This is a genomic window from Paenibacillus sp. GYB003, from assembly GCF_036577625.1.
GTDB lineage: Bacteria > Bacillota > Bacilli > Paenibacillales > NBRC-103111 > Paenibacillus_AB.
On the sequence record NZ_JARBDC010000072.1, the window covers coordinates 29,205 to 53,162 of the forward strand.

The 23,958-nt window shown below is 59.2% G+C and carries 22 protein-coding genes; 8 read left to right on the forward strand and 14 right to left on the reverse strand.

The window, feature by feature from the left end; genetic code table 11:
• Positions 1-40 precede the first annotated feature (40 nt).
• Complete coding sequence (locus PV407_RS23630) at positions 41-2,353, reverse strand: AraC family transcriptional regulator (protein ID WP_332092469.1); 2,313 nt, start codon at positions 2,351-2,353, stop codon at positions 41-43.
• Positions 2,354-2,660: 307 nt separating this feature from the next.
• Here PV407_RS23630 and PV407_RS23635 point away from each other — a divergent pair, with 307 nt between their 5' ends.
• From PV407_RS23635 to PV407_RS23655, 5 genes are all read left to right on the forward strand, one after another.
• The gene (locus PV407_RS23635; RefSeq protein ID WP_332092470.1) at positions 2,661-3,641 is read left to right on the forward strand and encodes an ABC transporter permease; all 981 of its coding nucleotides are present in this window, start codon (positions 2,661-2,663) and stop codon (positions 3,639-3,641) included.
• Positions 3,642-3,666: 25 nt separating this feature from the next.
• The gene (locus tag PV407_RS23640; RefSeq protein WP_332092471.1) at positions 3,667-4,539 is read left to right on the forward strand and encodes a carbohydrate ABC transporter permease; all 873 of its coding nucleotides are present in this window, start codon (positions 3,667-3,669) and stop codon (positions 4,537-4,539) included.
• Between the two features lie 49 nt (positions 4,540-4,588).
• Complete coding sequence (locus PV407_RS23645; protein WP_332092472.1) at positions 4,589-6,133, forward strand: extracellular solute-binding protein; 1,545 nt, start codon at positions 4,589-4,591, stop codon at positions 6,131-6,133.
• Positions 6,134-6,440: 307 nt separating this feature from the next.
• Complete coding sequence (locus PV407_RS23650) at positions 6,441-6,620, forward strand: small acid-soluble spore protein H (protein ID WP_332092473.1); 180 nt, start codon at positions 6,441-6,443, stop codon at positions 6,618-6,620.
• 233 nt (positions 6,621-6,853) lie between these two features.
• On the forward strand, positions 6,854-7,606 hold the full coding sequence (locus tag PV407_RS23655) for an AAA family ATPase (protein ID WP_332092513.1): 753 nt from the start codon (positions 6,854-6,856) through the stop codon (positions 7,604-7,606).
• A gap of 1 nt (position 7,607) precedes the next feature.
• Here PV407_RS23655 and PV407_RS23660 read toward each other — a convergent pair whose 3' ends face one another.
• From PV407_RS23660 to PV407_RS23670, 3 genes are all read right to left on the reverse strand, one after another.
• Complete coding sequence (locus PV407_RS23660) at positions 7,608-8,114, reverse strand: DinB family protein (RefSeq protein ID WP_332092474.1); 507 nt, start codon at positions 8,112-8,114, stop codon at positions 7,608-7,610.
• Positions 8,115-8,218: 104 nt separating this feature from the next.
• Complete coding sequence (locus PV407_RS23665) at positions 8,219-8,986, reverse strand: sugar phosphate isomerase/epimerase family protein (protein WP_332092475.1); 768 nt, start codon at positions 8,984-8,986, stop codon at positions 8,219-8,221.
• A gap of 226 nt (positions 8,987-9,212) precedes the next feature.
• On the reverse strand, positions 9,213-10,967 hold the full coding sequence (locus PV407_RS23670) for a glycosyl hydrolase family 28-related protein (protein WP_332092476.1): 1,755 nt from the start codon (positions 10,965-10,967) through the stop codon (positions 9,213-9,215).
• Positions 10,968-11,405: 438 nt separating this feature from the next.
• On the opposite strand from PV407_RS23670, the gene PV407_RS23675 reads away from it, so the two are divergent.
• Positions 11,406-11,921, forward strand: a complete 516-nt coding sequence (locus PV407_RS23675; RefSeq protein ID WP_332092477.1) for an alpha/beta hydrolase family protein — start codon at positions 11,406-11,408, stop codon at positions 11,919-11,921.
• A gap of 67 nt (positions 11,922-11,988) precedes the next feature.
• A complete protein-coding gene (locus PV407_RS23680) occupies positions 11,989-12,564 on the forward strand; it encodes a hypothetical protein (RefSeq protein ID WP_332092478.1) in 576 nt (191 codons plus the stop codon).
• 436 nt (positions 12,565-13,000) lie between these two features.
• Here the strand turns inward: PV407_RS23680 and PV407_RS23685 are convergent, their stop codons facing one another.
• Positions 13,001-13,867, reverse strand: coding sequence for a hypothetical protein (locus tag PV407_RS23685; protein ID WP_332092479.1), 867 nt, complete (start codon positions 13,865-13,867; stop codon positions 13,001-13,003).
• Positions 13,868-14,151: 284 nt separating this feature from the next.
• Positions 14,152-14,469: a hypothetical protein gene (locus PV407_RS23690; protein WP_332092480.1), complete on the reverse strand. Its 318-nt coding sequence runs from the start codon at positions 14,467-14,469 to the stop codon at positions 14,152-14,154.
• A gap of 140 nt (positions 14,470-14,609) precedes the next feature.
• Between PV407_RS23690 and PV407_RS23695 the strand changes: the two genes are divergently transcribed.
• Positions 14,610-15,521 carry an SDR family oxidoreductase gene (locus PV407_RS23695; protein ID WP_332092481.1) on the forward strand — a complete coding sequence of 304 codons (912 nt, stop codon included), beginning with the start codon at positions 14,610-14,612 and terminating at the stop codon, positions 15,519-15,521.
• 574 nt (positions 15,522-16,095) lie between these two features.
• Here the strand turns inward: PV407_RS23695 and PV407_RS23700 are convergent.
• From PV407_RS23700 to PV407_RS23735, 8 genes are all read right to left on the reverse strand, one after another.
• Positions 16,096-16,506, reverse strand: a complete 411-nt coding sequence (locus PV407_RS23700; protein ID WP_332092482.1) for a RidA family protein — start codon at positions 16,504-16,506, stop codon at positions 16,096-16,098.
• A complete protein-coding gene (locus PV407_RS23705; protein ID WP_332092483.1) occupies positions 16,503-17,675 on the reverse strand; it encodes a hypothetical protein in 1,173 nt (390 codons plus the stop codon). The genes PV407_RS23700 and PV407_RS23705 overlap by 4 nt, the downstream gene beginning before the upstream one ends.
• Positions 17,672-18,454 carry a creatininase family protein gene (locus PV407_RS23710; RefSeq protein WP_332092484.1) on the reverse strand — a complete coding sequence of 261 codons (783 nt, stop codon included), beginning with the start codon at positions 18,452-18,454 and terminating at the stop codon, positions 17,672-17,674. Before PV407_RS23710 ends, PV407_RS23705 begins: the two co-directional genes overlap by 4 nt.
• Positions 18,451-19,197, reverse strand: coding sequence for an SDR family NAD(P)-dependent oxidoreductase (locus PV407_RS23715; RefSeq protein WP_332092485.1), 747 nt, complete (start codon positions 19,195-19,197; stop codon positions 18,451-18,453). Before PV407_RS23715 ends, PV407_RS23710 begins: the two co-directional genes overlap by 4 nt.
• A 42-nt stretch (positions 19,198-19,239) precedes the next feature.
• Positions 19,240-20,121, reverse strand: a complete 882-nt coding sequence (locus PV407_RS23720) for a carbohydrate ABC transporter permease (protein WP_332092486.1) — start codon at positions 20,119-20,121, stop codon at positions 19,240-19,242.
• Positions 20,122-20,132: 11 nt separating this feature from the next.
• On the reverse strand, positions 20,133-21,080 hold the full coding sequence (locus PV407_RS23725; protein WP_332092487.1) for a carbohydrate ABC transporter permease: 948 nt from the start codon (positions 21,078-21,080) through the stop codon (positions 20,133-20,135).
• A 102-nt stretch (positions 21,081-21,182) separates the two neighbouring features.
• Entirely contained in the window at positions 21,183-22,631 is a 1,449-nt protein-coding gene (locus tag PV407_RS23730) for an ABC transporter substrate-binding protein (RefSeq protein ID WP_332092488.1), read from the reverse strand.
• A 343-nt stretch (positions 22,632-22,974) separates the two neighbouring features.
• The gene (locus PV407_RS23735) at positions 22,975-23,733 is read right to left on the reverse strand and encodes an IclR family transcriptional regulator (protein WP_332092489.1); all 759 of its coding nucleotides are present in this window, start codon (positions 23,731-23,733) and stop codon (positions 22,975-22,977) included.
• Between the last annotated feature and the right edge of the window lie 225 nt (positions 23,734-23,958).

Consider the following 23,958-nt stretch of genomic DNA (forward strand, 5'->3'; position numbering starts at 1 on the left):
GAAAGTACGGCAATAGCGGAAAATTTGTTCCTCTATACGATCAGCCGACGCCGCGCGAATGCTTTTCCCGGAACTGTCCCGGAGTCATTTCCGTGCTTTTCTTGAACAGCCGGATCAGATAAGACGGCTGGTAGCGCAGCGTCTCGGCGATATCGGCGATTTTCATGTCGGTCGTCACGAGCAGCTCCTTGCACTTCTCGATGCGCAGGCCGGTCAAATAGTCGATGAAGTTGACGCCGGTTACCTGCTTGAAGGCGCGGCTCAGCTTGAACGGACTGACGCCGAAGCGGTCGGCGTACAGCTCGAGCGACACGTCGGTCGACAGCTCGCCGTGCAGCTGCTCGACGACCCGGTCGACGATGCGGCGCGTCTCCGGATCGATCGCGGCGGATACGGAGCGGACGAACGGCTCGATGACCGACGCCGCGAACCAGCGCGTCATGTCCTCCGGATGGCGGAGCGCCATCAGCTCCTCGTACAAATGCTTCCCGCCGTACACGCTGCCCGGATTGACGCCGGAGCGGAACATGGCGTCGTAGGCGCTCCCGAGCAGCTTCAGCATCGCCTGCTGAACGTGCATTTGCGTACCCGCCTTGCTGCGGACCGCCTCCGCAAACTGCCGCACGCCCGCGGCCGCTTCCTCTCCGAGCCCCATCCGCATCGCCCCGATAATTTCCTTTTCCAGCTCGAGCGGAAATTCGACGGGGTGGCCGATGTCGGGCATCGCGTCGTCCACGTCCAAAATGTCCGTCTTCGCGTTCGGGTCGCGCAGCCGAAGCGTCTTCGACGTTTCCTCCAGCATGTCGGGCAGCTCGAGCACAGACTCGGACAGCTTGCCGACGGCGATCGCCACGTTGACCTTCAGCAGGCCGCTCACCGCGGAAGCGATGTCGCCGGCAAGCTTCAGCAGCCCGGCTTTCGCCCGCTCCGCCGGGACCGACGGATCCAGCGCGAGCAGCACGCCGACGGTCGAATCCTGGAAATTGATCGCATGCGCATACTCGGCTTCCGAGCGGCACAGCTCCTGCATGATGTTCGTTGCGGCATAATCGATCAGTTGCCCGTCGCGCCCGGAAAACTTCGTTTCCGGAATCCCTTTCCCGTACAGCCCCGCGACGAGAAACGCGAACCGTTTCCCTTCGATATGCCAGTCGTACTGGCGAAGCTTCTCGACGACTTCCTTCTCTGACGACGGCATAATGCGCCCTTGCAAAAATTGCAGCAAAAATCCTTCCCGGAGCGACGGCAGCGACCGCCGCAGCCGTTCCTGCAGCACCACGCTCTCGTCGAGGTGCCGTTTCCACTGCCGCTCGATGAAGGCGATTTCGTTCAGCCGGTCGGCTCCCGTCTCCTTGGCGAACGGGAACAAACCGACGAGCCGCCGGATCGGATGGTACAGACGCCCCGAGGCGTACCACGACAGCAGCAGCGCCAAGGCGAGACCGAAGGCGCTGACGGCTACGATCATGCGCGACATCGCGTGAACCGGAGCCGTAATGGACGACAGCGGCGTCGCCGAGACGTACACCCAGTCGTTGCCGAGCCGGGACAGCTGCCCGAACGAAACGGAGTAGCTTCTGCCGTTCCAGTCGTAGACGAACGTGTCTTTGAACGTATTCACGGGCATGATGCGGCGGATCGCCGCGTCGCGCAGCCCCCCGCCCCCGGCGTCGTCCGACGCCACGACGCGCCCGTCGCGGTCCATCAGAAACGCGGTGCCGTCGCCCGCCGCGAGACGCCGGACCAGCTGGTCGAGCGCCCCCTGGTGCAAATAAATCAGAAACGCGCCGAACGGCCGGTCGCTGCCGCTGGCGTACAGCTTCGTCACGACGCCGGGATAAGTCGTTTCGCCGAAGCCGACTTTCGGCAGCGCGTCGATCCAAACAATTTTCCGCTCGCCCCCGAGCAAATCGCGAAAGCTCCCCGCTTCGTCGCCGCCGCCGATCGTCCGGACGCCCCAATGGTCGCTGATCAGCTTGTCGGTATTGTCCAAATAGAGCGCCACGTCAAAGACGAGCGGGTTGCCGTCCTTCATGAGCGCGAGCGAGCGGTACAAATCTCGCGTTTTCTGAAACTGTTCGGCGAAGTTCATGCCGGACAGCGATTCGTCGAACTCGGGATTGAAAGCAAGCTGGGCGGAAAACAGCTCCAGCTGGGACAAATATTCGTCGACCCGCTGGATCGATTGGTTCAGCTGCACTTGGTGAGCTTCGTTCAGCTCGCGCACGATCGGCCCGGCGCCCAAATTGTAGACGCCGATGCCGATGAGAAGCGCGGGCAGGCACGTAATCGCCAGGACGAGCACGAGACTTTTCCAATAAAACGTTCCTTTGCGGTATTCCGTTTTTTTCATAAGCCGCTCCCCCTTTTCCGCAAACGTCCGTGCAACCGCTTCCTCCGTTCTCACTTGACCATTTTAGCCGATTCGGACCGCCGTCCGCAATGGCCTGCAAAACAATACTATCGCCGGAAATCCGCGCCGCTGCGGCATTTTCGCCTGGCAAAAGGTTAGCATTGCCGGAAATTGGCGGACGGCGGTACGCTGGGAATACCCTCGAAGCGACCGGGGCCTTCGAAGCCGCCCCTTCAAGCGGCCGCGCCATTCACAATCGCCGCGCTCGCCACAAACGACCAATCACAACGATAGGGGGATACCGACGATGACGACCGAAACGAAAGCCGCCGCGCGGCAAACGTCGGCGGGGCCGGATGCGCGTACGCGGCAAAGAACGAAGCTCGGGCGCCTCGCCGCCGACCTGGCCCGGGATAAATATTTATATTTGCTGGCGCTGCCGGGAATCGTCTATTTTATCATTTTCAAGTACGTGCCCGTAGGCGGGCTCGTCATCGCCTTTCAAAACTATTCGCCGTACTTCGGCATAATGCAGAGCGAATGGGTCGGGCTCGAGCATTTCCAGCGCTTTTTCTCGAACGACGATTTCGTTCTGCTGCTGCGCAACACGCTCATGATCAGCCTGTTGAACCTCGTCTTCTTCTTCCCGCTGCCGATCGTGCTGTCGCTCATGCTGAACGAGCTGCGCAGCATGGCGTACAAGCGGTTCGTGCAGACGGTCGTTTACATTCCGCACTTTTTGTCGTGGGTGCTCATATCGGGTCTCACGTACTTGATGCTGTCGCAGTCGGAAGGGCTCGTCAACAAAATCATTCACGAGCTCGGCGGAAGCCGGATCGGCTTTTTGACCCATCCGGACTATTTCTGGGGGCTGCTCACCGCGCAGGTGATGTGGAAGGAAGCGGGCTGGGGGACGATCATCTTCCTCGCGGCGATCGCCGGCGTCGATCCGCAGCTGTACGAGGCGGCCGTCGTCGACGGAGCGGGGCGTTTTCGCAAAATGTGGCACATCACGCTGCCGGCGATCCGGAACGTCATCGTCATCCTGTTCATCCTGCGGCTCGGCTCGGTCATGGACGTCGGCTTCGAGCAGGTGTACTTGATGATGAACGGAGCCGTCTCCTCCGTCGCCGACGTATTCGACACGTACGTATACCGCAACGGGGTCCAGCAGGGCGAATTCAGCTACAGCACCGCGATCGGGCTGTTCAAATCGATCGTCGGCATCGTTCTCGTCGTCGCCGCCAACAAGCTGGCGAAACGGTTCGGCGAAGAGGGCGTTTACTAACCGCACCGGCAGAAAGGAGCCACACATGCGCACCAGCACGGGAGACCGGATCTTCGAAGCGGGAAACGTCTTGGCGCTCGCCGTCGTCAGTCTCGTTTCGCTGTTTCCGATTTACTATACGTTCATATTGTCGTTCACCGACCCTACCGAGTATTACCGGAAGCCGCTCATCTTATTTCCCGAGAAATGGACGCTCGACGCGTACCGCTACTTGCTGTCGACGGATACGTTTCTGACCGCGATCGGCAACAGCGCGTTTCTGGCTACCGTCGGAACCGCTTTCAGCCTGATCGTCACGTCCGGGCTCGCCTATGCGGTATCGCGCAAAAGGCTGCGGGGCCGCAGGGTCATCCTGTTCGGCGTCCTGTTCACGATGCTGTTCCAGCCGGGACTCATCCCTTCGTATCTCGTCGTCCGCCAGCTCGGGCTGATCGACAGCATTTGGTCGCTGATCGTGCCGGCGCTTACGGGCGGCTGGTACGTGCTGCTCATGAAAGGCTTTTTCGACAGCATTCCGGACAGTCTCGAGGAAGCGGCGCGCATCGACGGCGCCAACGAAATCGGCATTTGGCTGCGCATTATTTTGCCGCTGTCGCTGCCCGCCATGGTCGCGTTCGGGCTGTTTTTCGCCGTCGGCTACTGGAACACGTTTTTCAACGCCATTCTATTCATCAACGACCAGCGCAAATGGCCGCTTCAGGTGATCCTGCAAAACATGCTCGTCGACCCGAGCACGTCGAACGCGAACGTGGCCGACTTCCGGGCGAATCGGAAAATGCCGTCCGAAACGCTCAAAATGGCCGCCGTCGTCATCGCCACGGTGCCGATCATGCTGGTGTATCCGTTCTTGCAGAAGCACTTTGCCAAAGGGGCAATGGTCGGTTCTGTCAAAGAATGATCACATAACCGGTTTTGTTGTACAATAATCGATACAGGAGGTCACCGTAATGAACAACAGCAAGCTGCGATGGAAAGCCGCCGGCGCCGTCTTGATCGGCGCGTCGCTCGTCGCTTCGGCGTGCGGGTCCGCGACCGGAAGCAAGGATGGCGGCGCCAAAGGGGCCGACGGAGGGAAAGGGCAGGCGGAAATTACGGAAATTTCGATGAACACGCTCAGCTACGGCACCGAATTCCCGGACGACAACAACGCGATCGTCAAGGAGTTCGAGAAACGGACGAGTGCGTTGCTGAAAATCGACTGGGTGCCGGCGACGACGGCCGAAGACAAATTCAACGTGCTGTACGCCTCGGGCAACCTGCCGGACATTACGTTCGTCGAAGACCTGGACAATCAGCAAATCCGCAACATGATCAAGCAGGGCGTCTTTTGGGATTTGACCCCGTTTATCAAAGATTACAAAAACTTGTCCAACCCCGCGCTCAAGGACATGTGGGACATGTCCAAAATCGGCGGCAAAAACTACTCGGTGCCCCGCTATTATCCGACGCACGGCGGCGGCGTCTTCCCGATGCTGCGCAAAGATTGGCTCGACAAGCTGAACCTGAAAGCGCCGGAGACGATGGACCAATTTTTCGACACGCTGCTCGCGTTCAAGGACAAAGATCCGGACGGCAACGGCAAAGCCGACACGATTCCGTATTCGGCCAGCGTGCAGTACATGAGCTTCGTCTACAACGTCTTCAACGACACGCAGGGCGCCTGGAAGCTGCGCGACGGCAAGCTGTACCCGATCATTACCGAGGACGCGTCGAGGGATGCGCTGCTTTGGCTGAAAAAGGCGTACGACGCCGGGCTGTTCCCGCCCGATTTCGCCATCATGAAGTTTTCGCAAATCAACGATACGCTTCAGGCGGGCAAAGCCGGCGGCGGCGGATACGCGATGAACAACGCGCTCACGCGGACGAAAGAAATTCAGAAGATCGAGCCCAAGGCGGAATTGATCCCGCTCACCTCGCTCGCCGGACCGAAGGGCAACAAGTTCGTGCCGTCGGGGGCGCCGTTCTACGGACATTTCCTTATTCCGAAAAAGGTGCCGGAGGCGAAAGTGAAAAAGCTGCTCGCGTTTCTCGACTACGGCTACAGCCCGGAAGGAAACGAGCTGGCGAATTACGGCGTGAAGGGCGTCCATTTCAACGAGAAGGACGGACTGAAGGTGCCGACCGAGCAGTTTGCGAAAGACAAAGTCGATCAAGGCTTCCAATATATATTCCTCAAGCTGAGCGACGAGCAGGTGCTGGGCGATCCGTCGCTGACGACGAAGGACATTTACGCGCGCAACCAGGCGATCCTGAACGAGCGCAAAAAAATCGTCGTGCCGAATCCGGCGTTCGGGCTCATCTCCGAGTCGAACACGAAGCTGATGCCGGACATCAAGAAGAAAGTCGACGACATGCGCGTCAAAGTCATTCTCGGCCAGGAAACGATCCAGGCGTACGACGACTTCATCAAGAAGCTGAAGGAAGACGCCAATCTGCAAAAAATCGTCAAAGAAATGAACGACGCCTACGCGGACAAAGCGGCCGGGAAATAACGGCGGCGCGGCGGCGCGGCATGTGCAAAGAGGGGACCGTCCGGAGCGTTTTTCGCCGGGCGGTCTTTGCGTGTGCGGCGGGCCCTTGGCGGGTGCGCGCTCCTTTGGCGGTGCAAGCGTCGGGATCGCGCAAATGCGCCATCCTCCATTCCGACGGCCGTCTATTTCGCCTCGAAGCAGTCCGCATTCTCCCCGGTTGCCGCCGGACCCGCTTCTCCTCATGTGCGGATTAGGACGCGCCGCCGAATAAGTTGCGCGATTTTGGCAAACGATGATACCGAGCGACCAAAACATGGAGGATACGGACATGAACAAACAACGCGCCATGGAAATTGCCGCATCGCCCGTCATGGCCCATGTGACATGCAACGGGGTGCCGGTCTATATTCAGCATGTCGACGAAAGCAACGAGACGGCGCGCATTTATCCGCTCGACGAGCCGGAAAACGAGCAGGAAGTGCCGTTGAACAACTTGAGGGAGCATTAAAACCGATAAAGCGGGGCCTATGCGGAGAGCGGCATGGGCCCCGTTTGCATTCGGTCCTTTTTTGCCGCAACCATCGCCCTCCGGACAATCGCACGGGGGTCCTTTTACACCGCACGCCCTACCCGGGCGCCCGCTTCTTGCCATTTGCCCCGTTCCGTTCGCCAAGCCGCTCCCGCATCGCTATAATAACAGTACACGGACATCCGCGACGCGACGGGGGGAAGACGATGATGATGCGCGATCCATATTTGAGAGCCGTCGAGCTGGCGAAGTCGGACGTCCCGACCTATCGGGAGTACCCGTTTAATCTCGGGGCGATCCGCAGCCTGGAACGGCTGGAATTTCACCCGCACGTCACGTACATCGTCGGGGAAAACGGCACGGGCAAATCGACCTTGATGGAAGCGATCGCCGTCGCCTGGGGCTTCAATCCGGAGGGCGGCACGAAAAACTTCGCGTTCTCGACGCGGGCGACGCATTCGCGGCTGCACGAATGCATCCGGCTCGTGCGAGGGGCGCAAAAGCCGCGGGACGGCTTTTTCTTTCGGGCGGAAAGCTATTACAACTTGGCGAGCCATATCGACGAGCTGGACAGCGAGTTTTCGTACAGCCCGCCCATCAAGCAGTCGTACGGGGGCAAGTCGCTGCACGAGCAGTCGCACGGCGAATCGTTCTTCGCGACGTTCGTCCACCGTTTCGGCGGACAGGGGCTGTACGTGCTGGACGAGCCCGAAGCCGCCTTGTCCCCGCTGCGCCAAATGGCGATGCTCGCGCGCATTCACGAGCTCGTCGGGGCCGGCTCGCAATTTATCATTTCGACGCATTCGCCGATCGTGATGGCGTACCCGGACTCGTTCCTCTATCATTTGACGCCGGACGGCATCGAGACGAAGACGCTGGAGCAAACCGACCATTACATCATCATGAAGCAGTTTTTGAACAACAAGGAGAAAATGATCGGCGAGCTGTTCGATAACGGCTCCTGACTTAACGTTTCGCGTACCAGTACAGCGCATATTCGGTCATCGTGGAGGCGTGGCCCATTTGACGCAGCATCGCCGTTACGTTTCCGCGGTGATACGTGTCGTGGTTGACGACCTGCAGCACCATTTCCGACAGGCGGGTTTCGCGCAACCCGGCGTACGGATTGTCGAGCGTAATCGTCCGATCCAAATCGGGCTGCCCGTCCAAAAACGACCTGTATCGTCCCGCGAGCTCGGCGTACGCCTCTTCCAGCTCCTCCAGGCTTTTCGCCTCGATTTGCTCCTGCAGCTCTCTCGCGATCTCAAGCGCCTCGCTCATGCTCGTGCCGGCCATCGTATCCAGCCAGCCATGATCCGCGATGTAAATATGAGCCATCGTCTTCGCGACCGACGGAAACACGCTCCGGATATGCCGGACGTAAACGTCCCGCGGGAGCTCCTTCAGCCGGCCGAACATCGTACGGTTCGCCCATTCGTGAAAATCGTACATCTCGATTGCATAATGCGTCATCTTTACCGCCTCCTCGATTATTTACGCCATCCTTGCTTTCTGCCCGTATCATAAAACGGCTCCCCTGACAACGGTCTGTCAGGGGAGTCGAGGACGCTGCCGAATTAGGCCGGAAAAATTCGCTTCAAATAGTTCAGCCCGGCCGCCGCTTCTTCTTCGAACCGGTTCCACGAGCATTCGACGGACAGGCGCCCGTCGTAGTTCGCCCGCCGGACGCACTCTGCAAAAGCGTCGAACGCTTCGTCGCCTTCGGCGGGAACGAACCGGCGCGTGTCCGCGACATGAACGTGATGCAGCAGCTCCCGGTGCTCGATCACATGTGAGTACGGTTCGCCGTCTTTGCGCATATGGTAAAAGTCGGCCAATACGCGTATCGATCGGCGGTTCACGTGCCGGGCGAACCGGACCGCCTCGGGAACGGTGGTAATGATGTTGCATTCCGCCATGTTCAGCGGCTCGATCGCGATCGTCACGCCCAGCGGGTCGGCGACGTCGGCGGTCCATTCCAGGAAGCGGACGATCTGCTCCTCGGCCTTCTCCCGCGCAAAGCCGTCCGGCACCGCTCGCGCCTTGCCGCTGCCGAACACGACGGTCGCTCCGCCGGCCCGCTTCACCCGCTCGAGCGCTTTCTCCAAATACCGTCGCACCCGGGCCTCGTCGACGCGCTCGCCGACGATTTTCAAATCCCCCGGCAGCATGACGTTGAACGCCGCGACCGGTACCGGGCTTTCCGTAAATTGCGCCAGCCTGTCGCGCACTTCCGCATCGCTTCGCTCCGCCTGCAGCGAGACGACCGTGCACTCGATAAAATCGTAGCCCGCCGCATGCACGACAGGCGCCTGTTCGATAGGGGCGCATACGCCGAATTCCATCGCCTTCACTCTCCCGACTCATTTGTTTATTGATTAAGTAAATTTGCCGCAACAAGACGTCGTCCGCCGGAACGAACGCATTTCTTACCGCCAGTATACATCAATCTTGCAAGCGCATCCATCGTTTTCACAAAAATTCGCATTCGTCCGCTCCGGCCGCCCGCCGCGAAAAAAGGGGCGGAAGCGACGCCGTCCGCCCCTGCGGCAAATTTAGCCGCCTCGCAACCTAAGCCTTGACCGCCGCATGCTCCATGCAGGAAATGCCGACCGTCATCGGCCCCGCGCCTTGATTCGTGACAACGACGCGAAGCTCCGTCATTTCGGCGTTCAGCCGAAAGGCGGTGCCGAACGCGGATGCGGCATTGCCGGATACTTTGCTCAGCCCTCCGGCGGTAACGGACGCCGCTCCTCCGCCGCCCGCGATAATGATGCTTTGCTCGGCCGCATCGAATACGAGCGCCGCCTGCTGAACGCATGCCGTATACGTCAGCTTGACGACTTTGCCCGATCCGGCAGCTACGGGGTCGATCGCGAAGACAGCCGTTCCCGGGGCGCCCGCGGCCATGCGAATCGTTTGCGATTGTACGAATTTCACGTCGGCTGCGTTCAGCGAAGCGCCGGACGACTGGAACAGCCGCTCCAGGACGGGGGCGTCGTTTTTGCCGGATAACGTGTAATTGCGATTCGCGTATACCCGGATCGATCCGCCGGAGCCGCTGAACAGAATAAGCCCGTTCACGTCGTTTCCGGAAATGTCCAGATCGAGCTCGGGGCCGCGCACGATGCCGATCGAGCCGCTCGTAAAGCCGGAAGCGATCCGGTTATCGACGATCCGGCACGTTTCCGCGTACGTTCCGCGAATAAAAATGCCCCATCCTCCCGGCCCGGTCAGCTCGTTATGGCAAATTTCCAAATGTTTCACTTTCCCCGCGCGATACGTGCTGAACTTGTCGACATATATGCGGTCCGCAATATTGCCCGATATGATGACGTTTTTGCAGTCGTTGTCCTGCACGGTGACGAAAATGCGCTCCTTGACGATGTTCCCTTCGATAATGACCGTCGAGCTGTCGTCGATCCACAGCTGCTTGTCGAAGTTGTTGGACGAAATGACGACCTCGGCCCCCGGGGAATTTTCGATTTCGCAGGAGCCGTACGAGTTGTTGGAATCGTAGTTGCCGACGATTTTGATTTTGCCGTTGCCGCCGAAAAAATTGTAGCTCGTCGCGTTTTGTCCGTTGTAGCAAGCGTTTCCGCCGTAGTACGTATTGAAGGTGCAAATGTTTTGAAAATGTCCGGCGTTCGTCATGGCGGGCGCTGTCGACCGGCAGCCGGTCACCACGATATCCTTGATCGGATATTGTTCCGTACCGCGGAAATTGGTTGCGTAAAAGAAATCCTCGAACTCGCAGTTTTCGATCGTAATCCGCTCGATGCTCGCTCCGATCAGCGCGCTTTCCGCCTGAATGCAGCGGATTTGGCTCGTTGCGTCGACCGCCTTGAAGCGCAGCCCGCTGCAGCGAAAGCCGCCGGCAACGAGCGAAATATGCCGGCCGAGCAGCAGCCTTCCGGTTCCTTCGAGGGTCAGGCGTTCCTTATTGATTGTAAATCCGGATTGCAGCAAATAGTCTCCGGCCGGCACGTAAATTTTGCCGCCGTCGTTCGAGGCGTCGTCCACCGCTTTCTGGAAAACGGCGGAATTGTCGAAGCTTCCGCCCGGCTTCGCATTGTACGGCGGCTGCGTAATATCGATCCAGGAGCCCGGCTGCCGCTGATGCGGAAACGGCGCGCCGCCCGAAGGCGAGTAGACCGTTTCGGCTACCGAAGCGGCGTTCGCCCCGCGGGCGCCTACCGCCGTCATATACGCCCCCGCCCCTATCATCCCGAGCGATGCCAGCAGCTTTCTGCGGCTGAGCGGCCGCTCCGTCATCGGGTGCTGCTCCGGTCTTGCTTCGTTCGAATGCTCCCGTCCGTTCGTCAAATTAAGTCCTCCCCTTCCGTCGTAAAAAATGGCAAGCTTCATCGAGGATAATGTAACAAAAAAGCAGTCCGGCCGCTTTTCCGTTATTCATCAATTTGCGGATCCATTTGACTGAGGAAGCTTTTTTACGCAATGGATCACCCAAAGCGGGTCTTAATCGCATGATTAGGCTGCATAATTAGGAATTATTTGGGAGGATTCGAGTTGTCCGCCGGCGAATCTTTCATCATGCCCCCTCTTTAACGAAGGGAGATGCAAATGGGTTGAAACGTATCGAACCGTACATAACCGTCCGCCGGCTGCGCAAGCAGCACCGGGTCGCCCCATCGCCGGACGGCGCATACGCGGCCTATGTCGTGAAAGACCCGAACGAGATCGACGCCTCGCATCCCGAAGGTACGAGCTATTTTTACAACGGCTGCAGCGTCTGGGTCCGACATGCGGATACCGGCGCCGATAGACGTCGGCAATCCGGCCGTGGACATGAACCGCAAAGCGGTTATGGGCCACAGCTTCGGCGGCTACTCCGTCAATTGCGTCGTGACGCAAACGGATTCGTTTCGGGCGGCCGTCTCTTCCGCCGGCAAAAGCGATTTGTTATCCGCCTACGCGTTGTTTCATGAAGAAAACGGGGAAATCGACGGGTACGGCTGCCAGCTGCTGGAGACGGGGCAGCTGAAGCAGGGCGGCCCTCCGTGGGAGCAAGCCGAAAATTACGTCAAAAACTCCCCTATATTTTACTTGGACCGCGTATCGACGCCTCTGTTGCTGATCGGCGGCTCCGAAGACCCGATCTACATGCCGGGAGGGATGCTCGTCGGGCTGGAACGGCTCGGCAAGCGCGTCCGGTGCGTCGTCTACAAGGGCGAAGGACACACGCCTTGCAATTGGACGGTCGCCAACCAAGCGGACGCGGCGAAACGGGTTCTGGCTTGGCTGCGGGAGCATGTGTAAACGAAAACGTTCGCCGTCTGGAACATTTTGGGGGATTCCCGCGTCTAGGATCCGAGGTGACGTTACTTTGCGTATCAAATCGACGGTTATGCTGCTAAGCTTGCTGGTCGCCATCGGCGCTTCGCTTGCGTTCAAGCCGGTATCCGTATCGGCCTGCTCCTGCGTGGGTCCCGTTTCGGTACAGGAGGAATTCAACCGGAAAACGGTCGTGTTCGCCGGGAAAGTGAAAAGCATTACAAATACGAACCAAGGCATATTCCGCTCTTCCGCCGACCCGGTCCGAGTATCGTTCGAGGTGAAGCAAGTATGGAAAGGGGAGCTTCCGGTCCGGACGGACGTATACACGGCTTCCGGCTCGGTCAGCTGCGGGTATGACGGTTTTGCCGCCAACCGGGACTATATCGTATTCGCCTACTGGGGCGTGGAAGGGCTTAAAACCGGTCTTTGCGATCGGACGAAGCTGCTGTCCGCCGCTTTTGAAGAGCTGGCGGTGCTCGGGACCGGGTACGGACCGTCCGGCGCGGAGCATTCCGCCCGGGGCGGCTACGCCGGCGCGGCGCTCGGAATCGGCGTCGCGGGATTGGTCGCGGGAGCGATTATCGCGTGGGTTATGGTGCGGAGAAGGGGCCGGGGCCGTTCGTAAAAAAACGGCGGGCCTTTCGCGCCGCCGCCGTCCCGGCCGGATCAGGCCGGGGCGGTTATGCGCTTATTTTGCAGTCGTTCTCCGCTCCGGCTTCGTTCCGCTTCCCATCCGTGTGGCGGATACGAGGTACAAAACCAGGACTAGGCCAAAAAGGTTCCATATGCTTGGTATCGACGCAAAGCCTAAATACAGACCGTACGGCAGCGACCATACGAAAACGATTACCATCAAGCTTCGCCTTCTCCAGTACGAACCGACGATGCCCAATAGCGCCGGAAACATCAACGCCATCCACATAATCGTAACCGTATCGGCGCCCGCCGGTTCCCGCGAATACGGATTCCGGAACAAGAAAACGGCACACAACACGATACAGGCTGCGGAAGCGGCCAAACCGGAAATCGATCGTTTCGTTTTCAACGCATGAAAGCCTCCTCTACCCGAGCTTTCGACGATTGGCCCGGATCGTGCTTCCATTGTGCTCGGGCGGGATTTCCCCGTTTCGGTAGAGCGAGCGAATTGCCATTATAGCCGTAGGATCGGTCGGCAAATACATATGGTTCCCGCCCAAACGCGTGATCACGATCGGCAAAGACCCGTCGTTTTTGCGATACATCGCGATTTCGAACGAAGGCTTCGTTTTTCCCGGCCTCCATATTTCGATTTCGGCGACGTCGTCGAATTCGAAAATATCGTTCCCCGCTTCAATAATATGCTTCCACGTATTGCCGATGCCGAATATGAATTTGACCTTTTTCGTTTTCGCCATATGCCGGATCGCTCCTAGCGAATGCCGGGTCGACTCCAGATTGTAAATCCAGCTTCGCTGCTCGTTCAAATGAACCGTCCAATTTTTGGAATGGAACGGAAAAAATTCGATCGTATGAAGGAACGGCACGCGTTCGCCGACAATCGTTTGCGCCTGCTTCCTGCGCGTCTCCCTCCATCCGATCGGCTCTTTGGCACGGAATTGCTCGGGGGTCCATCCCAAATAGCGCTGCCTGACGTCCGCATTCCACAACGCCTTGCTCGCCTCCTTATCGCCGCCCGGCGACGGATAACGGCTAACCAAATCGCTGTCGGGCACTTCGCCGGGGTTGATCAACAACAGCAGCGCGTCCTCGGAGCAGTCCCGGTCCAGATAGCCGTAGAAGGGCTCCGGGTAATAGGTTAGATCGAAACGGTTGAATATGTTCTTCGGCACTTCGCTCCATCTTTCATTTTGATGCAAAAACCGAATCGGGTTCTCCGATTCGAAAACGGTTCTCCAATATCGAATGAGGCTGTCCAGGTTGTACTCCAATGCATTCCCTCCGTAAGATGCGGTTGTCGACAGACAGTCTGTCCGTATGAATTTACTATACACGATAACCGCCCGGGCATAAATTCCGGCTTTTTTTGCCGCTCCATCCCGACTGGAAGGTCATCGAGCATGCCGAACGGAACACGGGACTTCCCATCGTCGAAGTACCCGAACGAAACGGCTTTTTTGCGAGGTAATGAATAAAGCGCAAAACTAAAGCCGAGAAAATCGGTCGCCTTCGTTTTCGCTGCGGACGCAATGCCGGGAGCGGACAAGCCTTCGTGTCAAATATAGTCGCCGCGAGTATCGAAAACGGCCGGGTTCAGCTTCTCCCAAGGCGTAAACGTCGTCGTCAGCCCGTACCGTTTGCCCGATTCCGCCGAGCGGTACGCGCCGAACATGATTTCGTGAACGTGCAGCTGCTGCCGGGCGGATTGCACGGGCTGCTTGCCGTCCCGCAGGCAGCGGACGAAATGGGCGATCACGTCCTCGTGCGGAATCGCCTCGATCGTTCGGTGCGGCACGAAGCAGTCGGCCAGGCCGCGCCATATTACGGGCTCGGCATCGGGCAGCGGCCGTCCGGGCGAATGGACTTGTCCCATCCTCCTATCATACCGTGCGGCTCGGAAAAAGTTTCGGAGTATGGTCAGACGCCGGTGCCGTTCATCATATGGAATAAGACATAAGATGTCTTATTTTTCTTGTACAATGGTTGTACCGATCGATAAGGAGGAATCGTCCGATGAAACCGTTGGAAGGAAAAGTGGCTCTCGTGGCGGGCGCGACGCGCGGCGCCGGAAGAGGAATCGCGATCGAATTGGGGGCGGCCGGAGCTGCCGTTTATGTTACCGGCCGTACGACGCGGGCGCAAAGCTCCGAATACAACCGTCCCGAGACGATCGAAGAGACGGCCGAGCTCGTCGATCGCGCGGGCGGCACCGGCATCGCGGTGCAAACGGATCATCTCGATCCGAACCAGGTTGGGGCGCTCGTCTCGCGCATCGAACGCGAGCAAGGACGATTGGACGTCCTCGTCAACGACATATGGGGCGCCGAAAACATGGCGGAGTGGAACGTGCCCGTCTGGGAGCACTCCCTCGAGAAAGGGCTGCGCATGCTTCGGCTGGCGGTCGATACGCATATCGTGACGAGCCATTTCGCGCTCCCTTTGCTGATCCGCGGCGGCGGCGGGCTGGCCGTCGAGATTACCGACGGCACGGAGGAATACAACCGGTCGAATTACCGGCTGTCGCTGTTTTACGATTTGGCCAAATCGTCGGTCATCCGGATGGCCCGCTCCTTGGCTCACGAGCTGTCGCCGTACGGGTGCACGGCCGTGGCGTTGACGCCCGGCTGGATGCGTTCCGAAATCATGCTGGAGCATTTCGGCGTTACGGAGGACAACTGGCGCGACGCCATAAGGAAGGAGCCCCATTTCGCCATCTCGGAAACGCCGCGCTACGTCGGCCGGGCCGTAGCGGCGCTTGCCGCCGACCCGAACGTTTCCCGATGGACGGGTCAGTCGCTTTCGAGCGGCCAGCTTGCGCGGGCATACGGCTTCCGCGATTTGGACGGCTCGCAGCCGGATTGCTGGAGCTATATCGTCGAGGTGCAGGACGCCGGAAAACCGGCCGATGTGACCGGGTATCGCTAACGTAAGTGCGGGGCGTTGTGCGGGGCGCTCAAGCGAAGTGTTCGTACCGAGCGGCCATGCGGGCGGACTTTCAGGCGCAGTTCGTGCTAGGTGTTCTTGCTGAATGATCATGTATAGCTCGTGCAGGGGCTCTTGCGGAGTGTTCCAACGGAGCTCGAAATGGTCGTACCGAGCGTTAAGCGTCTTTTGGGACCGCTAATTCGACCAAATCAAACCAAAACGCTTCGTTTCCGACTCGTCCGAAAAAATAGAAGTCCCAAACGTCCGCTAACTCGCAATCCGCGCCGCATCGCTCCAAATAGCGGTCCCAAACGTCAGCCATTCCCGGCCGATGATCCGGCGCCCGGCCTTCAATCGCGTCGGACCGGCCCTTATTCGCGGGCGAACGCGCCTCGCCCCGCCGACGGCCCAACGCCAAAAAACCGGCAAGGACGCTTCGTCCTCGGCCGGTTTTTCGCGTAACTTCCGCATTCTTCCGCATGCTTTCCGCATTCTTCCCGCGTCTTTCCGCGTCTCTCCGCGTCTCCGCGTCCCTCCGCGTCCTTACGCGATCTTTCCCGCGTTCCGTCCGCGCTCAATAGTACGTCTTCGCCTCGTCCGCGGTCGCCACGACGTCGATCTCGACGAGCAGACCGTAATTCAGGTCGCAATAGACGACCGTGCGCGCCGGATACGGCGGCTGAAAATAGCGCCGGTACATCTCGTTGAAGGGCGCGTACAAGCCGCGGTCGGACAAATACACCGTCGCCCGCACGACGTCGGCGAGCGTAAGGCCCGCCTTCGCCAGCCCCGCCTCGATGTTGCGCATCGTCGTCTCCATCTGCGTCGCGAAATCTTCGCCGGCGATGCGTTTCGTCTCGAGATCGATGCCCCCCTGGCCCGACAAATAGACGGACGAGCCGCTGCGCACCGCCGTCGAAAACGGCGGCTGCTCCAGCACTTGCTCCGGCGGGGGCTGATTCGCGTTGCGTTCTCCTCTGCTCATGATCGAAATGATCCATCCACCCCTCGCCCGTATTCGATTTGCAGCAGCGGCGCCTCGACCGGCTTTTTCGCATGCAGCGATTCCATGCCGTAGCCGATCAGCCCGGTGCTCATCAGAACGCGCTCCATCGGAAACGGCGGGCGGCCGCTGATGACGAACGATTCGATCATGCGCGTCAGCCGCTCGAAGTGGCCGAACGGACGCTGCTTCTCGCTGTCGCAGCGCGCGACCGTCACGCCGCCGCCTTCGGAACGGAACGCGTAGCCCCATTGGTCGACGAGGTCTTTGAATTGAATGACGTACCCCCGGCTGCCGTCGGCGTATTCGGCGGCGAACAGCACCGGATGCTGCCCAAGCTCGCGCGGATGGCCGGGACGAATGTCCGGATAAACGGTCAACGCGTCGAGCATGAGCGACTCCGGCCATTCGCCGCGGTCCATCGCCCGCCAGACGTCGTCGCCTTCGAGCGCCCATACGGCGCGAACGCCCGTCTCCCCGCCGTGTCTCCGCTCGGCGAGCGATTGCAGCACCTCGAGCCCGTGATAGCCGTACGCTTCGATCGAAGTCGAGAAACTGACGACGAGCCACTCGTTCGCCGTCTCAAGCAGCGCCGGATCGTACGCCGGCACCGGATCCGTATGCGGAATCGAGGAACCGCCCATAAACGGAATGCGCCGCAGCTTCAGCTGGTCGTACATCCATTTCGCTTCCCCGAGGTCGTACGACAAATGCTTGTCGGAAAAAATCGGCACCGTTACGCCGAGCTCGTCCAGCGCCTCCAGCGTTTCCCGGAGCAGCCGGCAGCGCGGGTACATTTTCTGCCCTTTCTCGTTCACCGGGTAATCGCCGTGCTCGCCGATTATAACGACGCCGTCGATCGGCGCCGGAACGGAGGGCGCCTTTACCGCTTCCGCGATCGTCGGATAAATCGGCACGCCTCGCCGGGCGGCCATATCCCGGCTCATGTCGTTGCCGGGCACCTGATCGGTGTAGATCGAGACGACCTCCACCTGCGGCGTATAGTCGAAATCGCCGAGCAGCCGCCCCAAAATAACGTCCGCGTGGGAATTGAACCGATACTCGGTCACGATGACCGCCACCCGTTTCCCGCTCCCGAAAGCCCGCCCCCGTTCGCCATGCGCCGCCCGATTCGCGTTCGCTCCGTTCACAGCCGTCCCTCCCCTCGCTCCATCGCCTGCACCGTACGGACGAGCCATCCGGACACCGCCTCGGCGATCGCATCCAAATACAGCCGGCCTTTGTCGGCCGAAGCCCGCACCGGCGCGTCGGTATAGCCGTCGCACCCGGTCAGCTCGCCGTGCCGCCCGACGAACGCGCCCGGAGGGCCGGCGAAAATCCAGTCCCGCTCCGGATGCGAATCGCCGATCCGGTCCGAGCGGACGAGCCCGGGGCTGAGCGCCATGACCGCCGACGTCTCGAAGCCGCCCGCGTGGCCGGGCACCGGCCCGACCTCGCTCGCCCCGATCCGCTGCAGGCTGTCTCGCGCAAGCGACCAATACGAGGCCGCCGCCGTCCAGATCGGATGGCGCACCGCCAGGTCGTTCGCAGCCTGCTGCATCATCGGCTCGTTGCCGCCGTGGCCGTTGACGAAAATGATTTTGCGGAAGCCGTCCTTGACGAGGCTTTCCCCGATGTCGCGCAGCACCGCGAAATACGTCATCGGCGCGAGCGAAATCGTGCCGCCGAACGACAAATGGTGCTCCGAGCAGCCGATCGGCAGCACCGGCGCGAGCAGCACCGGCACGCTCGCGGAGGCGGCGCGCACCGCTTCCTCGGCAATATGCCCGGCGATCCGCGTGTCCGTGTTTACGGGCAAATGCGGGCCGTGCTGCTCGGTCGCCGCCAGGGCGACGACGATCGCTCCGCCGGCGGCGGCGAATTCGCCGATCTCCTCCCGCGTCCGTTCCTGCATCCAGATCGACCTCATGCGTGATACCCCCCGTCTACCGTATAAAGCGAGCCGGTGACGTAGGAGGAGGCGTCCGACAGCAAAAACGCCGCGACCTGGCTCACCTCGTCCGCGCTGCCGCTGCGCCCCATAAACGTTTCCCGGCGGATCATCTCGACCGTGGAAGCCGGCAGCGCCGCCAGCTTCTCCGGCGCTTTGAAATCGCCGGGCACGAGCGCGTTGGCGCGGATGCCGAATTCGGCGTAATCCCGCGCGATCACCCGCGTCAGCTGATTGACCCCGGCCTTTCCCGCCCCGTAGCCGAGACAGCCTTTCTTCGGAATATGGCCGAGAACGGACGACGTGTTGACGATCGAGCCGCCTCCGGTGCGGATCATGAGCGGCACCGCGTATTTGCAGCACAGAAACGCGCTCGTCAGCGTTCCGGTCAGCGTAGCTTCCCATTCCTCCAGCGACAGCTCGAGCAGCGGCTTCCATACGTTCCGGTACGCGTTGAAAAACGCTCCGTCCAGACGGCCGAACGCGCGGTCGATTTCGCCGACGACGGCTTTCACCTCTTCCTCGCTCGAAGCGTCGGCCCGGATAAACCGAAACCGCTCTTCGCCGTACTGCTCCGCCACGGCCTGCATGGCCGGAACTTGCTCCAGCGGCGCGATGTCGCTGCCGACGACGACGGCTCCCTGCCGCAAAAACAGCGGAACCGCGGAACGCCCCAGCTGCCCGAGCGCCCCGGTAATCCAAATCGTCTTGCCTTGAAGCATGCTCTCACTCCTCTTCTCCTCGTCCGTTTCCGTTCCCCGTGTTTACCCTTTCACCGCTCCGAGCGTCGCACCCTCCGCGATTCTGCGCTGGAAGACGATATAGATGATCAGCGACGGGATCATCGCGATCGTAACCCCCGCAAACAGCGTAACCCAATCGGCGCTGTATTGCATCTTCTGATTCGCGTGGAACATGTTGACGCCGATCGTATATTTTTTGCTATCGGTCAAGTAGATGAAAGGTCCGAGGAAATCGTTGTACAGGTTCAAAAATTTGAAAATGGCGACGGTGACGATGCCGGGCGACGACAGCGGCACGATAATGCGCCAAAACGTCTGAAACAGCGAAGCCCCGTCGATGAAGGCGCTCTCCTCCAGCTCCTTCGGCAGCGAACGCATAAACCCGCCGAGCAGCATCAAGTAGAAGACGCTTTCCCCGAAGCTGTTCAGGATGATCAGGCCGGTCAGGCTGTTCGTCAGGTGCAGCTCGCGCATCAGGACGTACTGCGGGATCAGCGCGTTGATGCCCGGCAAAAACAGCGACAGCATAATGAGTCCCCAGACGAACCGGCGCCCTTTGAACGCGACCCGGGTGAGCGCGTAAGCGTTCAGCGTCGTCAGAAAAACGCCGAGGACGAGCCCGCCGCCGACATAATAAAGCGTATTGAGCACCGCGCGCCCGAGCTCGTACGATTTCCACGCCTTCGCGTAATTTTTCCACTGCAGCGCGTCCGGCCATGCCCAAATATCCTGGAAAAACTCCCGATTCGTTTTCAAGGATTGATACAGCATCCAAACGATCGGCAGCAATATCGTAATGCCCCAAAGCAGCAAAATAAGCCGAAGCAGCGGATCGAGCCAAGTCCGTTTGTTCTCGATGGCCGGTCCCCTCCCTTTCGCGGTCGTGCTACAACTCGATTTCAAAGGCTAATCCGTCAAAATTCGTAGCCGTCCTTTTTCGTATACTTGTCGATGACGAGCTTGGCGACGATCAGGATGACGAACAGCAGCATGCCGATCGCCGATGCGTAGCCGTAGTTGTGGCTGTCCGCTCCGAACGCCAGGTTGAACATGTAAAGCCCGATGACGTCGGTCGAGCCCGCCGGGCCGCCGTTCGTCAAGATGAGCACCATCTCGAACCCTTTCAGCACGCCGAGAACGAGGAACAGCACGCTGACGTAGATGACCGGACTGATGAGCGGAATCGTGATGCGGAACAGCCGCGTCCAGTGGCCGGCCCCTTCCATGACGGCCGATTCGTACAGCGAATCCGGAATCGAGCGCATCGCGTTCATGAAGATGACGACGTAGAAGCCGACGCCGCCCCAAATCATCGGCGGCAGCAGCGCCCAAAGCGCGGTGCTTTTTTCCCCGAGCCAATAATATTCGCCGATGTCGATGCCGATCAGCCGAAGCAGGCCGTTCAGCATCCCGTAGCTGCCGTCATAGATGAACGCCCAGAGCAGCGTCACGACGACCGTGGCCAGCACGTTCGGGAAAAAAAACAGCACTTTGTAAAAGGACGCCTCGCGATATCGCTTGTAAATGAGCAAATAAGCAAGACATAAAGACAGAAATACGGTCAAGGCGGGCACCGTCAGCATGAGCAGCAAATTGTGCGTCAGCGCCCTCCAGACGAAACGGTCCTTGATCATGTAAACGAAGTTTTCGAAGCCGACGAACTTTTTCTCGGATATGCCGTCCCAGCTCAGAAACGCGTAGTATACCGACAGCAGGTTCGGGTACAGCGTAAATAACATATACCCGGCGAGGCACGGTCCTACGGCGACGAGCACGAACAGCCGTTTTTGCAGCTTCGCCTTCTGGTTCCAGCTTTTTTTCGTCCGGGCCGTTTCGCTCACCGTTGCGACGGAATCGGTCAAGCGGCTCCCTCCTTTGTCGTACTGTCGCGGCGCCCGGGGGAAGCCTCATCGGCTTCCCTTTAAGGCGGCCGCCGGCCCGACGTCCTTGCGAACGAACGCGCCTTACTTTTTCTGGGCGTCGAGCCCTTCCTTGAACAGCTTCTCCAGCTCTTCGAGAAACGCGACCGGATCTTTGTTGCCGAGCGCCACGTCCGGCAGCTGCTCCTTGTAAATTTTCGACGCCTGGGCGTGCGCCGGATGCGGATCGAGCACGACGTCCCGCTGCAGCGTTTCGAAGCGCGTCTTGTTTTTCTTCGTATATTCGAGCACGGAGCGGGGCGCGTCCTGCATTTGCTCGAGCCGCTTCGGATCGTCGGCGAAGTCTTTGCGGATCGGGAGAATGCCGGCGTTTTTGTTGTTGAACGCCTGCACGTCGTTCGTAAACAGCCACAGGTTGAATTCCTTCGCCCACTTCTTGTTCAGGTCGGGCTTGTTTTTCCAGATCATCATGCCGCCCGAGCCGGTTCCGTTCTGGATCCATTTCGTCTGCTCCGGCTTCGTGCCGAACGGGATGACCATGAAGCCCCATTTGAACCCTTCCGGAACCGAATCCTTCATCTCGTTCTGCACCCAGTCGCCGGTGAAGACGAGCGCCGCCTTATGCTGCAGCAGCTGCATTTGCGATTGCGTGTGGGTGAGCGCGGACACCCCTTGCGGGAAGTAGCCTTTTTTGCCGAGCTCGGACAGCCGCTTGAACGCCTCCACGTTTTCCGGCGCCATGTAGTTCGGCAGCCGCTGGTTTTTGAAATCGCTCAGCGCCTTGTCGAGCGTGCCGTTTATTTCCGCCAGCTCGAACCGCTTCAGGGCGAAGCCGTAATCGAGATAGGTGGCGTAAATGCCCGGGAACGTCAGCGGCACGACGCCTTTCGCCTTGATCGATTCCATCAGCCGGATGAACTCGTCCCACGTTTGCGGGTTTTGGTTCCAGCCGTTTTTCTCGAAAAACGCGCGGTCGAAAAACAGCCCGGTCGCGTAGCCGCCCATCGGCAGCTCGTACGTTTTGCCGTCGTAACGCCGCTGGTTTTTGTAGGCGCCGTCGATCAGCATGTCTTTCAGCTTTTTGCCCGGCGCGTCCGGCAGGTCGCGCTCCCACAAGTCGTCCAGAGGCTCGAACTTGCCCGCCTGGATAAGCGTCACTTTCTCGTTGTCCCCCCCGTTAAAATACGGGGAAATGATGTCGAACATGTCGTCGTCGTTGCCCGCCGCGATTTTCGTGCTGATGACGGTGTTGATTTTCGGCGAGTACGTGACGTCGAATTTGACGTTCGGGTACTTTTTCGTAAACGACTCGATCGCCTTGTCGATCCATTCGCGGCCGTAGCCGTTTTCCCAAAACCCGAATTTGAGCGTCACCTTCTGATTTTTCGGAAGCCCGTTGTCGTACACGTCGGTTGACGTTCCCCCGGGCGACTCGCCCGAATTGTTACCGCTTTCATTCTTGCTGCAGCCGATCGCCCCTACTGCCAACATCATGGATAAAGCCAAAACCGTAAACGACTTGAACCGCTTCATGTGCTACCCTCCGTTTTCGTTTGGGAAAGAGTGGGTTTGCCCTGCGCAAAGCCGGGAATCCGGTTCACGAACGAGTGCTGTGACTGGAACAAGGATAACGAGCTTCGAGAACGAACGATTCGAACGAACCTTCCCCCGTCTTACGACTCCATGGTAACCCGAGCGGCCGACATTTTCAAGAAGAAAATTCAAGATGATGAAAAACTTTTTTGTATATGAGTTACATTGCGAAAAACGGACCGTTCGCCCACCGCATTCAGCCTTTCCCGTTTTACTTATGTAATAAATTTTCATACAAAAAAAAGACCGCAGCCCGGACTTTCGTCCCACCCGGTCTTTCCCTTTAGTTTTGACAGTAGACGCGATAGCTCAGCTCGCGGCAGCCTTGGCGAATCCAATCCGTCGCCCGGCTCCAAATGTCCGCGGATATGCGCACCGTCGGAATCGATATGCTCATCGACGCCACGATGCGGCCTTCCGGGTCGTAGATCGGCCCGGCGATGCAGTGAACGTCGCCCACCGTCTCGCCCAGATTGAACGCGATCCCTTCCTTGCGCGCGGTTTCCACCTGCTGCAGCAGCCGGTCGACGGACGTAATCGTATTCGCGGTCAGCGGCTTCAGCTCGCCGGCCGGGTACATGTCGCGAATTTCCTCTTCCGTGCAGTTGCACAGCAGCATTTTGCCCGAAGCGCTGGCATACAGAGGAAGCGTTTTCGCAAACTGCGTCGTAAACCGCAGCGGGGTCGGAATATGCTTCTCCGCGATATAGATCAGCTGGTTGCCGCCGCGCACGCCGAGAAACACCGTTTCGTTCAGGTTGTCGACGATTTTGTCCGCGACCCGGTAAAATTCCGAAACGAGACTCGTGCTGCGCATGTAGCGCGTCCGGATTTCGAAAATTTTGTACCCGATGTGGAACAGCTTCCCGGAACGGTCCGACTCCAAATAGCCGCGGGAAAGCAAATTTTGCACGAGCATGTAGGCGCTGCTGGCCGGCATATCGAGCCGCGTCGCGATATCCGTAATGCTGTACGCCTCCTGCTCCTCCGCGAACAATTCCAGGATGTCGAGCACCCGGTCGGCCGACTTTACTTTGTGCACCTTGTTCTCCACTAGCCCCAGAACCCTTCTGCAAAAAAATATTTTCACATATATGAATAAGTCTAGTCGAGTTCGGCGGCGGATGCAAGCGAAAAATGAACGCTTTTTTCCAATGCGGACCCAAGCGCAGGAAACTATTTACAAGGCGGGCCGGCGGTGCTATTGTACGTTTAGACCTTATTGTAATAAATATTCCTACACCTTAAATATCTGAAGCAATAAAAT

Coding starts and splice junctions, on each gene's coding strand:
- PV407_RS23635 (WP_332092470.1), top strand. CDS start 2,661: ATGACGACCGAAACGAAAGCCGCCGCGCGGCAAACGTCGGCGGGGCCG.
- PV407_RS23645 (WP_332092472.1), top strand. CDS start 4,589: ATGAACAACAGCAAGCTGCGATGGAAAGCCGCCGGCGCCGTCTTGATC.
- PV407_RS23730 (WP_332092488.1), bottom strand. CDS start 22,631: ATGAAGCGGTTCAAGTCGTTTACGGTTTTGGCTTTATCCATGATGTTG.
- PV407_RS23655 (WP_332092513.1), top strand. CDS start 6,854: ATGCGCGATCCATATTTGAGAGCCGTCGAGCTGGCGAAGTCGGACGTC.
- PV407_RS23660 (WP_332092474.1), bottom strand. CDS start 8,114: ATGACGCATTATGCAATCGAGATGTACGATTTTCACGAATGGGCGAAC.
- PV407_RS23675 (WP_332092477.1), top strand. CDS start 11,406: ATGCGGATACCGGCGCCGATAGACGTCGGCAATCCGGCCGTGGACATG.
- PV407_RS23665 (WP_332092475.1), bottom strand. CDS start 8,986: ATGGAATTCGGCGTATGCGCCCCTATCGAACAGGCGCCTGTCGTGCAT.
- PV407_RS23690 (WP_332092480.1), bottom strand. CDS start 14,469: ATGGGACAAGTCCATTCGCCCGGACGGCCGCTGCCCGATGCCGAGCCC.
- PV407_RS23640 (WP_332092471.1), top strand. CDS start 3,667: ATGCGCACCAGCACGGGAGACCGGATCTTCGAAGCGGGAAACGTCTTG.
- PV407_RS23700 (WP_332092482.1), bottom strand. CDS start 16,506: ATGAGCAGAGGAGAACGCAACGCGAATCAGCCCCCGCCGGAGCAAGTG.
- PV407_RS23715 (WP_332092485.1), bottom strand. CDS start 19,197: ATGCTTCAAGGCAAGACGATTTGGATTACCGGGGCGCTCGGGCAGCTG.
- PV407_RS23695 (WP_332092481.1), top strand. CDS start 14,610: ATGAAACCGTTGGAAGGAAAAGTGGCTCTCGTGGCGGGCGCGACGCGC.
- PV407_RS23710 (WP_332092484.1), bottom strand. CDS start 18,454: ATGAGGTCGATCTGGATGCAGGAACGGACGCGGGAGGAGATCGGCGAA.
- PV407_RS23630 (WP_332092469.1), bottom strand. CDS start 2,353: ATGAAAAAAACGGAATACCGCAAAGGAACGTTTTATTGGAAAAGTCTC.
- PV407_RS23650 (WP_332092473.1), top strand. CDS start 6,441: ATGAACAAACAACGCGCCATGGAAATTGCCGCATCGCCCGTCATGGCC.